The organism is Rhodococcus sp. MT28 (assembly GCF_058792695.1).
This window is the reverse complement of sequence record NZ_JBXAFD010000019.1, coordinates 1-12,115: the sequence shown is the minus strand read 5'-3', so window position 1 is coordinate 12,115 and position 12,115 is coordinate 1. Positions and strand designations below refer to the sequence as shown.

The 12,115-nt window shown below is 59.9% G+C and carries 7 protein-coding genes; all 7 read left to right on the top strand.

Annotation, left to right across the window (positions count from 1 at the left end):
* The coding region (locus AC1Q6C_RS30810; RefSeq protein WP_492667012.1) for an AfsR/SARP family transcriptional regulator at positions 1 to 2,616 on the top strand (2,616 nt) is incomplete at its 5' end.
* 118 nt (positions 2,617 to 2,734) lie between these two features.
* Positions 2,735 to 3,364 carry a hypothetical protein gene (locus tag AC1Q6C_RS30805; RefSeq protein ID WP_075836497.1) on the top strand — a complete coding sequence of 210 codons (630 nt, stop codon included), beginning with the start codon at positions 2,735 to 2,737 and terminating at the stop codon, positions 3,362 to 3,364.
* A 1,115-nt stretch (positions 3,365 to 4,479) separates the two neighbouring features.
* Positions 4,480 to 5,763 carry an IS256 family transposase gene (locus AC1Q6C_RS30800; RefSeq protein WP_075836670.1) on the top strand — a complete coding sequence of 428 codons (1,284 nt, stop codon included), beginning with the start codon at positions 4,480 to 4,482 and terminating at the stop codon, positions 5,761 to 5,763.
* Between the two features lie 1,203 nt (positions 5,764 to 6,966).
* Positions 6,967 to 7,266, top strand: a complete 300-nt coding sequence (locus AC1Q6C_RS30795) for a hypothetical protein (protein ID WP_143542581.1) — start codon at positions 6,967 to 6,969, stop codon at positions 7,264 to 7,266.
* A gap of 135 nt (positions 7,267 to 7,401) precedes the next feature.
* Positions 7,402 to 7,896 carry a DEAD/DEAH box helicase family protein gene (locus AC1Q6C_RS30790; protein ID WP_492667011.1) on the top strand — a complete coding sequence of 165 codons (495 nt, stop codon included), beginning with the start codon at positions 7,402 to 7,404 and terminating at the stop codon, positions 7,894 to 7,896.
* 158 nt (positions 7,897 to 8,054) lie between these two features.
* Positions 8,055 to 10,961, top strand: a complete 2,907-nt coding sequence (locus AC1Q6C_RS30785; RefSeq protein ID WP_492667010.1) for a helicase associated domain-containing protein — start codon at positions 8,055 to 8,057, stop codon at positions 10,959 to 10,961.
* Between the two features lie 189 nt (positions 10,962 to 11,150).
* Positions 11,151 to 12,056, top strand: coding sequence for a zinc-ribbon domain-containing protein (locus AC1Q6C_RS30780; protein ID WP_492667009.1), 906 nt, complete (start codon positions 11,151 to 11,153; stop codon positions 12,054 to 12,056).
* Positions 12,057 to 12,115: the final 59 nt, after the last annotated feature.

The window sequence follows — 12,115 nt, the reverse complement described above, 5'->3', positions numbered from 1 at the left end:
GAAGCGCGTGCCGCGGAGGAAGCTGCCGCGCGGATCTTCGGTATCGAGATCCCCGGTGCTCCCGCTGCAGAAGCCCCAGCGGCAGAAGCTCCGGCGCCCGAGCCTGCCCCGCCGGTCCCTGTTGACGTACCCGCCCCCAGCGAAGCGCCTGACGTCGCCCCCGCACCAGCACCGGACCTCCACGAGAACTCACCCCTCGCCTCCGCCCCCACCGCGCCAAGTGCCCCCAAAGCACCGATTTCCCCATCCGAGCAGCTCAACACACCGGAAACTGCACCAGAACGCACAACAGAAGCAGCACCAGAATCAGCGCCAGAGACCAGCGCACCACAGGCCGCACCCGCAGACACCGACAACCTCGAAACACTCGTCCCCCTCAACACCACCGCCCCACAAGTGCCGGAAAACACCGCAGCAACGACAGCCCTCACCTCAACCGACAACGCCCAAGACAGCAAAACCGTCATGGGACTATCCGCACTCGCCGGCATCGCCCTCCTCGCCGGCGTCGGACTGTTCCGCCGCCGACAGCAGAACCGCCGGCGCCGCGGAGAACGCATCCCGATGCCCCAACCCTCGACCGCACTCGTCGAACAGCAGATCCGCGACAACGCAGACCCCGCCCTCCTCGACCTCCTCGACAAAGCACTCCGCGACGTCGCCGACATCTGCCGCACCAACTCCATCCCACTACCCGCACTACTCGGAGTCTTCCTTCACGACCGCAGCATCGAACTCGCGCTCGTAGACGACATCGAACTACCCGCCCCATGGCAACGCGACGCCGAGACGTCGGCCTGGACCATCACCGCCGACGACGAACTCGAACCCCCACTCACCACCGTCAGCCCCTACCCAGCCCTGGTGGAAATCGGCGAAGTCGAAGGCGGATCCAGACTCCTCCTCAACCTCGAACAGCTTTCCCACCTCGGAATCGCAGCCCCCACAGCAGAGGCCCGCGACATCATCCGAGCGCTCGCAGTGTTCCTCGCCTTCTCCCCGCTCGGCGACAACCTCAAACTCACCCTCGTGGGCACAGGCGAAGCCCTCGCGCGCCCGAACACCGACGGATCAGCACTGATCGAGTACGCCCCAACCGCCGACGCAGTCCTCGAACGACTCGCCCGCCACACACGAACCGACGCACAAGCCCTCGCGGACAACGGAATCGACGACATCGCGCAGGCACGCATCGAATACACCGACAGCGCCATCACCAATCCCGAAATCATCCTGCTGTCCGAGCCCCTCACACCCGCACAACGCGAAGTCTTCGACAACATCCTCGCCAACGCACCACGAGTCGCGTTCGCCGCGGTCACCGCTGCAGACGACCCCACAGCAGACTGGACACTGACCACCGGAACCGACGGATCCGCCACACTGCGCCGGCCGGGCAGACCCGCGTTCGACCTCAGACCCGCACGCATCTCCGAAGCAGAATTCGACGCAATCATCGACGTCCTCGAAACAGCAGACGCCGACCCCATCGCTGACGCCGCTTCCCAGAACGACCCATGGACAGCGGAAGCCTTCGACGACCGCATCGCAGAAGCAACATCGGTCGACGATCTCCTACCCCACCAGGCGCCGACCGTCCATATCCTCGCAACAGAACCGAACTTCGACACCGCAACAAAAGAATTCGACGACACCGAGGCCGACACTGAAACCCTCACCTACCTCGACCCCGCCGACGAATCATCGATCAACAACACACCAGACACCGCAGAGAACACGCCACCCTTCGCGATGGCGATCGCGCCGACACCAGACAACACACTCTCCGTCGACGAACACATCTGGATCCACGTCCTCGGGACCCCACGCGTGACAGCACTCAACGAAGGATCCGACGTCGGCCGACGACCTCACCTCACCGAACTCGCAGCCCTCATCGCCACCCACCCACACCCCGGAATTCGCGGACCCCAAGTCGACGAAAAGATCTGGCCCAAGCAGACATACGCAGACCTCAGCTTCTCCGAACAAACCACAAAACGCACCGCCCGCCGAAACACCGCCTTCACCAGACTCCGCAACTTCCTCGGCGAAACCGCCACCGGAGACCTCGCATTCCCCAAGGTCTTCGATAACACCGGCAACACCCCATACCGCCTCGACGACACCGTCCACACCGACTGGGACATCTGGAACAACCTCATCGGAGGACACCCCGCCACCGCCGACCACAACGAACTGACCACAGCCGTCGCCCTCGTGGAAGGCGCCCCATTCACCACGAAGAAGGCCCCCGCACGATACGGCTGGGCAGAAGAACTACGCCAGAACATGATCTCCGAACTCACCGATGCCATCGAAGAACTCTCAGCACGTCACCTACAAGAAGGCGACACGCGCACCGCACTCGAACTCGCTCAAAAAGGTCTCGAGGTCGACGAATACCATGAAGGCCTCTGGCGACTCGCGATCATCGCAACCCACGGCAGCGACGACATCACCGCCACACAAGGCCTCATCGACACCCTGCTCACCAAACTCGCAGAACTAGACGTCGACCCCAACGAGCAGACAGCTGAACTACTCCAAATACTCGACGATTTCCACGACACAACCGGTGAGCGCCCCTACCGGATCACCCAGAGAGCATCCTGATGCGAACCAACAGACCCAGAGAGCCCAACAACTGGACATGCGAAAGTGTGACGTCCAGCCGATACGCTCCGAACAACACCGATAGGGCTCCCGAACCGGAAGCACTGAAGGGGGAACCATGACACTCAACATCTTCCGTAAGACGGCAGCTTTGACGTTTGGACTCGTCACAGCCGCCGCCGTTGTCTCTGCTTGTGGAACGGACGGCGACACTTACGATCCCGCGCCGACCTCAACACAACAGCCAGTCCTGACAGGCCCGGAGGGATCACTCAAGTCACCAGAACAACAAGCAACAGAAGCTGCTATCGCAAAGTCGAACGAGTTCTTTGCTGTGCTGGCAAAGGTAGAAAACGATCCGGCGACGGACATAAATGTTCTGGATACCGTCGCAAGCGGAAAGATCCTCGAGCAGCTGAAGAACAGCGTGACTCTGCGCCGTTCTCAAGGGATCGTCGGATCAGGTGCCGCCACAGTTATTGACGCCACTTCGACAAAGGTCGAAGCGCCGAAAGATGCTGACGGCACGCCCATCGCGGAACCAGCGACGGTTTCGCTGCGGGTATGTGTGGACACCTCAAATTACGAGCAGCGCCGCCCCGACGGCACAAGCGTGCTCGATCCGAGTCGATCGATGCAGGAGCTCGGCAAGCCGACCCTCGAAAACCCGAGTTGGCCCGATGCCAGTGGGTGGCGAGTGGTCTCGGACGCTGTCACTAAGTCGGGAACACCATGCGATGCACCATAAGCACTTTCAGCTCAGCGAAGGGGCATGACATGAATGTTGAAACACGACGTCGACCGATCGGCGTTTTTGCGATGGTGCTGTCGGGTCTAACGGTTGCGAGCATCTTGTTTCCTAATGCCGCGTCGGCTCAGCCAGGGGTCAGCTCTGGAGGCGCATTCGGTGGCGGACTAGGCGGGAACACGGTAACGGCGGGAGCCTCCTACGTATCGGTTCCGGCTGCGGGTGGTGGCGCAGGCACTACCGGAGGTGGTGTGGGAGCGGCAGCCGGTGGTGCTGCAGGAGCAGGCGGTGGTGCTGCAGGCCCTGGCGCCGGCGGCGCCGCTGCTCCACCGCCGCCAGCCATTATCAACCAGATTCAGCAAGGCGCGTGCCTCGGAACGCCGGGTGGGTGCCCAGCGCCTCCTGCCGTACCCGGTGTTGATGTCCCACCCACTCCGGTGACCCTCGCCGAGGTCATGAATGTCGTTTCATCCGCAGTTTCTGCGTTGCAGGTCGAGCCAATTGACATCGGAATTACCCCTCAACCTGCAGACAGTGGAGCAACGGGGCTTGTGGGCTTCAACTCCTGGATATGGGCGAACAACCCCACTGAAGCGCAGGTCGGGCCCATCAATCGTACGGTTACTACTGGCGTCATTACCGTCAACATGAATGCCGTGAATACTGGGCTCGCGGTCAATTACGGAGACGGACTGCCGACCGTCCCGCCAGTGTGTCCGGTCCTTGCGCCGGCGTACACGGACGCTGCTCTAGGTCTCCCCAGCCCCGCATGCAATCACTTCCTGCAAAAGAGTTCGATCACTGAGCCAGGAGGGACATTCCGTCCCAGTGTGACGAGCCTGTGGGTAGTGACGTGGACGGCCGTAACCCCAGGCCAAGCCTTTGGAGGAACCATCCCAATTGCACCGACTGCTACAACCGAAGTTCGTGTCGGTGAAATGCAAGTGCTGGTCACTAATTGACGAGATGAGTTCTCACGTTCACGCGAAACCTCGACGATTCCCCGGGCATCACTTGCCCGGGGAATCGTCTTTCGCGGGAGACGCGGGACTGTTTCTTAATCGGTGTTTTGGCCCCGACGCGCTGGGTGAATGCCCGGCGGGGAAGGTGCCGTGATGACGACACTGGATGATGTGACCAAGAAGAAATCGACACCACCGTCGGCCGAGGAGGCCGCGGCAGCGGAGCTGGTGCGTTTAGCGAAGGAACAGGGCCTGTCGCTGACGGGTCCGGACGGTCTGCTCAAGCAGTTCACGAAGACGGTCCTCGAGACCGCATTGAACGAGGAGATGACCGAGCACCTCGGGCACGGGAAGAACGAGGCGCCACCGGATCGGACGACGACGAACATCCGCAACGGGACCCGGCCCAAGACAGTGCTCACCGGGACCACCGGCCACGTCCCGATCGAGGTTCCCCGGGATCGCGAAGGCACCTTCGAACCGCAGATCGTGAAGAAACGACAGCGGCGGCTCAATGGTGTTGATGAAGTGGTGTTGTCGTTGTACGCCAAGGGATTAACGACCGGTGAGATCAGCGCTCACTTCGCAGAAATCTACGGTGCATCGGTCTCGAAGGAGACGATCTCGCGGATCACCGACAAAGTGATCGAGGAAATGCAGGACTGGTCAGCCCGGCCGCTCGATGAGGTGTACGCGGCAATCTTCATCGATGCCATAGTCGTGAAGGTCAGAGACGGCCAGGTCGCGAACAGGCCGATCTATGCCGCGATTGGGGTGAGTCTGGACGGGCGCCGCGACGTGCTGGGATTGTGGGCCGGCACCGGCGGCGAGGGCGCCAAGTTCTGGATGAGCGTGCTCACTGACATTCGCAATCGCGGCACCAGGGACGTGTTTTTCCTGGTCTGCGATGGCCTCAAGGGACTGCCGGAGGTTGTCGAGCACGTCTGGCCAGCCACCACGGTCCAGACCTGTGTCGTGCATTTAATCCGGAACACTTTTCGGCTCTCAGCTCGTCAGCACTGGGACGCACTCAAACGCGACCTCAAACCCATCTACACCGCCCCGAGTGAACCGGCGGCACGAGCGGCGTTCGACGAGCTGGCCGAGCACTGGGGCACACGGTATCCGGCGATCATCCGGCTGTGGGACAACGCGTGGGAGGAGTTCATCCCCTTTCTCGACTATGACACCGAGATACGTCGAGTCATATGCTCTACCAACGCTATTGAATCCCTGAACGCGCGCTACCGGCGGGCTGTGAAAGCTCGCGGCCATTTCCCCAGCGAGCAAGCCGCGCTCAAATGTCTGTACCTGGTGACCCGTTCACTGGACCCGACGGGCAGGGGTCAGGCACGATGGATCACACGGTGGAAACCCGCTCTCAACGCCTTCGCGATCACCTTCGCGGACCGTTGGCCCGGATCAGAAACCTACTAATGAACAACGGCCGAAACACCGTTAACGTGATAGTCCCGGAGACGCTGTGATTTCCTGAAGATCGGAAACCCATGTGCCACAGTGAACCGCATGCAGAATCGTGGAATTGCTCCTGCTGAGTTGGACGCAGGCTGGGCTCATGACCACCGAGACAGGAATTTCTTACTATGAACGATGGTGACCGCCAAGTCTCTGAGATCGATCATGGCAACATACGAAGCGTGGACCGAGGCTCTGACATCGATCGTCGTACGCGCGATTCGTTCAGACGTCCTTGACTGCACAGATAGCACGTCACGGCTCGCAGATACTCTCTGCGCCTGGTTTGTTGGCACTGTAAAAGTTGCGGCGAGTCTGGATCAAATCCACACGATCACTAAGCGGATCGATGATGTGCTGTTGTTGTGGTGCGGTACCGACCCGGTGGCGGCCCGGATGATCGAAGGAGCGTCTGTGTGAATAGCGACTTATCAAATCAGAGGCCCCACCCCGCCTCATACACCGAACTCGTTTATCGAGAGCTATTTTCGGACTTTCGAAGAGCCGCCATCGGCGCTGATGGAGCTGCGTCCTCGTAGATAGAGTGGTTCACTGCATCGATGATTGCACCGACACAGTGAACCGTGTGCACACTACGCCAGCAATGCGCCTCGTCGATTGTATGCCAGTTCGATCAGATTTCTGGCGCCTTTTGTTGTGAGGACGCGAGTGATGTTCTGTCGCGGTTCAGTTGGCTGGTCAAGGACGGCTCGGCTGATTGGTGCGTCGGCTATTGGTGTTTGGTGGCATCCCGAGACGTGAGTGGTGACGCGACCTTGCGAGTGTGCAGGTGCGATGATCTGGGAAGTGTCGCTGACATTGCAGTGCGTGTTCTGGTTCTGCCGGGCGAAAGGCGTGAGAAATTTTGAGGGATGTAGAGCGCTTGATGTTGGGTGTCCCCTTCTGCATGTTGGTGATTTCCGGTTTGATCGTTGTCACGGGCTTGCTTGACTTGTCCCCGGCCGCAGCCGTTTTGGTCGCGAGCGGTGTTACCTTGGCGCTGTTCTGCACAGTATTTGGGATCTGGTTGCTGATTGACCGAGTTCGGTGCCGGCGAGCTAAGTGACACGGTCGATGGTGTTGCTCTCCAGGTAATCTTGCATCATCCTTGCGATAATCTTGCTGGCCGAGTGTGTTGAGTAGGTACAGGAAAGTGACGGTCCGATGTCGATTATGGTGACCGCAGTCGTTGTGGCGGGTTTCTTCGTTGTGTTCGGTCACTTCGCCGGTGTTCCGCGAACTCAAACAGTTGCCACCATCGTGGTGGTTCTGGTGTCCGCTGTGCCGACGCTGTGGATCGACGAAACCACCTCGTTTGCAGTTGCATTCGGCATCTTTGTCTCCACGGGTGTTCTCGCGTCCCTTGCTCTGGGGGGAATGTGGTTTCTTGCGAGGTACGTGCGCGGCCGTCGCGACTCGCGTTTGTCCAATTCTGGCGGCGAACTGGGTGGCGTGGTTAGCTGAGGCGCTTGTCGTCGAAGCGTTTTTGTTGCCAAAGGCTTGGACGTTTTCAGCTGAAGGGTGCAAGGGTTTCGGGCCCTGTCGCGGTCGTAGTTTCGTGGCAATTGTCGATATCGTTGTCATTTAGACGCTGGTTCAGTGACAGATGGGGTGCAACAAGTGGATGCAGGTGAGTTGACGATGGGGCGGCACGTGGCGCGCCCGCATCAGGAAGAAGCGATACGAGCTGCGGTGGAGGGGTTCTCGTCTGCATCGCGCGGCACTGTGGTGATGGCATGCGGGACAGGGAAGACACTCGTTGGGCAGCGAGTCGCGGAAGCGTTGATTTCAGGTGTGGAAGATCCGCGTGTGTTGGTGACTTTCCCGTCGATTCAGTTGTTGGATCAGACTTTGCGCTCGTGGCGGCGAGATGCGTTGCTTCCGTTTGATGCGTTGGCGTTCTGCTCGGATTCGACGGTGGGTAGTGATGACATCAGCGCAGCTGAGCTCACGGTCCCGGTGACGACGGACCCTGAGGTGTTGGCGCGATGGTTCGATGAGTGCACTGGATCGGTGAAGGTGCTGTTCAGTACGTACCAGTCGACTCCCTCGGTCGCTGAGAGTCACCGCCAGTGTGGGATCGGGATGTGGTGATTGCCGATGAGGCGCACCGGTGTGCGGGGGAGTCGGACAAGGCTTTCGGGACTGTCCTTGCCGATGAGCGGATTCCAGCGGTGAAGCGTCTGTTTTTGACTGCGACTCCGCGTGTGCATTCGGCTGTTCGCCGGGGGGCGTCGCCGACATTGGCGTCGATGAATGACACCTCGCTGTTCGGAGTTCGGTTGCATACCTTGACGTTCGGTGAGGCGATCGGGCGAGGGTTGTTGTCGGACTATCACGTTGCAGTGATCGGTGTCTCGGATTTCGAAGCGCACAAATTGGTGCTCGACAATCCGGTGGTCGATGTCTCGTCGTTGGATCGTCTCGATGCATCGCATGTGGCTATACAAGTTGCGGTCGCGCAGGCTGCCCGCGAATACGATTTGCGGCGCATCATTGTCTTTCACAACAGGATTCGTTCTTCGAAGAGTTTCACAAAGGCTCTACCGGCGACCGTGGATTGTCTTTCCGAGGATCGACGTCCGACGGTGCCTTTGCGCGCGGAACACATCGACGGCTCAGCCGATGCGTCGCGCCGGCATGAGGTCGCCGAGCGGTTGGCGGCAACGGGGGCTCAGGAGTGGACGGTGATTTCGAATGTCCGATGCCTTTCCGAGGGCGTGGACTTTCCCGCGTTGGATGGCATCGTCTTCGCTGAACCGCGGACGTCGCAGATCGAGGTGGCGCAGGCTGTGGGCCGCGCGATCCGTCTGAACCCTAATCGGGATTCCGCCTCGTTGATTGTGTTGCCTGTGTATGTCGCTCCGGAGGAGAGCGCGGAGTCCGTCGTCACTGACTCGGCTTACAAGCACGTCTATCAAACGCTCAATGCCCTTGCCGATCATGACAACGAGTTGGCTGTTCAGTTGCGCCGTGCGCGGAGAGAATTGGGAAACGGTGAGCGCCCCAAGCTGCCTGATCGTGTCAGTGTCGTCATGCACGGTGCCGCGGACTCATCGTTTTACGAGGCGTTTTCCGCACGGATGATTCGAATGACGACAAGTTCGTGGGATGAAGCGATGGCGATTCTGCTGCGCTACGTGTCAGAAACCGGCACGTCTTTCGTTCCGACTGAAACTGTCTTCGGGGGAATGGAACTAGGCCGGTGGGTGGCCGATCGCCGCAAGAACTTCCGCAGGGGGCAGTTGTCGAAGGACCGGATCGCGGAGTTGGAGTCGTTGCCGGGGTGGGTCTGGGATGTGCTCGAATTCGAGTGGGCGCGGATGCTCGGTGTGCTCGAGAGATACGCCGCACAGCACGGCGGCACTTTCTTCACGAGGAAGAAAGTGGAAGGTACCCACCTCTCTAGCTGGGTGACTTATCAACGCCGTGACTACCGTGCCGGAATTATGTCGCCGGATCGAATCGCAGCTCTCGAGAACGTATCGGGATGGACGTGGGACCCGGCCTCCACGGCATGGGAGCAAGCGATGATGTTGTTGCGCCGATATGTCGATGAGCACGGAACATCGAAGATTTCGAAAAGCGCCACTATCGATGGTTTTCGACTCGGTTTGTGGGTTCGAAATCGGCGCAAAGAGTTTCGTGATGGAGTCCTTCCCGCGGAGCGTGTTGCGGAGCTGGAGGCGCTGCCGGGTTGGACGTGGGATCCCAAAGAGGCCCAGTGGAACGCGGGGTTGGATGCTCTTCTTGCGTATGTGGAGAGGAATGGTACTTCTGTCGTCGTTCCGGGCACGGTGATTGATCGTGTGAATCTGACTGTATGGGTGCAGAATCGCCGCAGGAACTTTCGTGATCGAATCCTTGCCGCGGAGCGTGTTGCGGAGCTGGAGTCGTTGCCGGGTTGGACGTGGGAGCCTCTCGCAGATCTGCAGAATGCTGGTATTGAGGTGCTGCGCAGGTATGTGGCCGAGTACGGCACTTCGAATGTTCCCGCGGACACGGTGTTCGAAGGGATCAACCTGGGCGGATGGGTCCAGGAGCGTCGTAAGAACCACCGCCAGGGGCAGTTGGCACCGAGCCGGATCGCGGACCTCGAAGCCTTACCGGGGTGGACGTGGAACGAGATTGCCGATCGATGGTCGTCAACATTCGACGTATTGAAGCAGTACGTTGCCGACCATGGCACTGCTGATGTGCCCAGACGAACGGAAGTCGGTGAGGTGCAACTGGGTCAGTGGGTCGGCAGACAGCGCAGATACCGACGGGGAGGTCAATTGTCGCCGGCACGTGTTGCGGAGTTGGAGGCGCTGCCGGGGTGGACGTGGGATCCCAAGGAGGATCAGTGGAATGCGGGGCTGGGAGCTCTTCGTGCGTATGTGGCTGAGAATGGTACTTCTGTCGTGCCACCGGGAACATTGATCGACGACATCAACGTGAGTGATTGGATTATCAACCGCCGGAAAGAGTTTCGTGATCGAATCCTTGCCGTGGATCGTGTCGCGGAGTTGGAGTCGCTGCCGGGGTGGACGTGGGATCCTCTCGCCGATCAGTGGAATGCGGGGCTGGGGGCTCTTCGTGCGTATGTGGCGGACAATGGTACTTCGATCGTCGCATCGGGAACGGTGATTGATGGCGTGAATCTGAGCGGATGGGTGCAGAATCGTCGCAAAAACTTTCGTGATCGAATCCTTGTCGCGGAGCGTGTCGCGGAGCTGGAGTCGTTGCCGGGGTGGACATGGGATCCGCTGGAGGACCAGCGAAACGTAGGCATGGTGGCGTTGCGTAAGTATGTAGAGGATCACGGCACTGCTTTGGTTCCCCACGATAGTGTGATCGGGGGAGTAGGTCTCGGAGAATGGGTAATGAAGCAGCGCAAGGACTTTCGATCAGGTTCACTCGCGGAAACACGTGCCGCCGAGTTGGAGGCGCTCCCAGGCTGGAGTTGGGATCCGCTAGCTGATCGATGGGCAGCGGCTGTGGCCGTACTGCGGAAATATGTCGATGAGCATGGCACCGCGAAAATTTCGAAAAGCACTGTCTTCGAAGGTGCCAACCTTGGCTTTTGGGTGAACAAAGTTCGACGGAACTTTCGTATGGGGAAATTGGCTTCGGACCGTGTAGCAGAGTTGGAGTCGATCCCGGGTTGGCGATGGTGAGCGGTGTGTTCACGGGCTGTCGGCGGCGCACATCCGTGGACCGCTTACTTGCTGTGCGCTGGTGTCGTGATCGGGCTATCGGCTGTTGTAGCGGACTAGCGGGAGGCGGGCATTTTGCCGACGTCGTCGGTATGAGGGCGGGGTTGCGGTGGCACGCGATGGCAGAGAGAAGAGGCTCGAAGGGGGAGTATGCGCATCAAAGATGATCATCCGGAGCTGTTTCGGCAGTTGCATCCGACACGAAATGTGGGGCTTGATCCTGGGTCGGTGACGAATTCGTCGCACCGGATGTTGTGGTGGTTGTGCCCGGCCGGCCATGAATGGTTGGAGTCAGCGTTTCAGCGGACCTCGCACATGGGGTGGAAGAACGGTGACCGCTATGCCTGTCTGTATTGCGTTGCTCCTGGATGTGTGGTGAACAGTTGTGGTCATCGGAAGTTTCGGGGCGGTAAGAACGCGATCTTCCGTGTGCTTGCGCATCCTTGTGACAAGTGTGAGATCACCGAGCACGCGCGTCTGATTCTCGATGCGCAGGCTGCGGCTGGTCCTGCCGCGGTGAGAGTTCTCGAGGACAGTCCGTTGTATGCGTTGTTCTGCAGTCGGGGATCCGAAGTGGTGCAGTGGTGGGAGCAGTTATTTCCGCTGTTCGAAGCCTATTTCGTTCGGATGGTCAGCTTGTACATCGCTGTGGATTCGGTGCAGGGTCGTCGTACCTTGAGTTGGCCGCAGCCCGCTGTGCTTGGTGGGTGCATGCTTCGCATTCTGGAGGTGTTGCCGGCTAGTTGTCAGGCCGAAATGCAGTCGGTCGTGCCAGCGGAATCGGGGCATTTCGGGCGTGCGGGTCGTACGACCCTGCCTGAAGTGCACCGGCGTTTCGAACTCGGGTGGGCGTTGAAGAATGCGGGGTTCGACATCTGCGACGAGGCGTTGGACGTCGATGTTGATCTGCGTGTGCTTTTCCTCGAGCAGCAACGTTTTTCGTCGACGGGGGAGCAGTCGCCGGTGGATTACTCGGATCGGCATTATCCGGCGTTCGATGCTGCGTCGTTCGACCGGGAGAAGGCATCTGCAGCGGTGTGTCGACGGCCATCGTAAGCTCCCCACTGGCGGCCATTTATGGCGCATTTTGTGGCCATGGTTTCTCCCCGCGTACG

What these genes read in the sequence shown, in the direction of transcription:
- AC1Q6C_RS30805 (WP_075836497.1), top strand. Translation starts at nt 2,735, where the DNA reads ATGACACTCAACATCTTCCGTAAGACGGCAGCTTTGACGTTTGGACTC.
- AC1Q6C_RS30800 (WP_075836670.1), top strand. Translation starts at nt 4,480, where the DNA reads ATGACGACACTGGATGATGTGACCAAGAAGAAATCGACACCACCGTCG.
- AC1Q6C_RS30795 (WP_143542581.1), top strand. Translation starts at nt 6,967, where the DNA reads ATGTCGATTATGGTGACCGCAGTCGTTGTGGCGGGTTTCTTCGTTGTG.
- AC1Q6C_RS30785 (WP_492667010.1), top strand. Translation starts at nt 8,055, where the DNA reads ATGAATGACACCTCGCTGTTCGGAGTTCGGTTGCATACCTTGACGTTC.
- AC1Q6C_RS30780 (WP_492667009.1), top strand. Translation starts at nt 11,151, where the DNA reads ATGCGCATCAAAGATGATCATCCGGAGCTGTTTCGGCAGTTGCATCCG.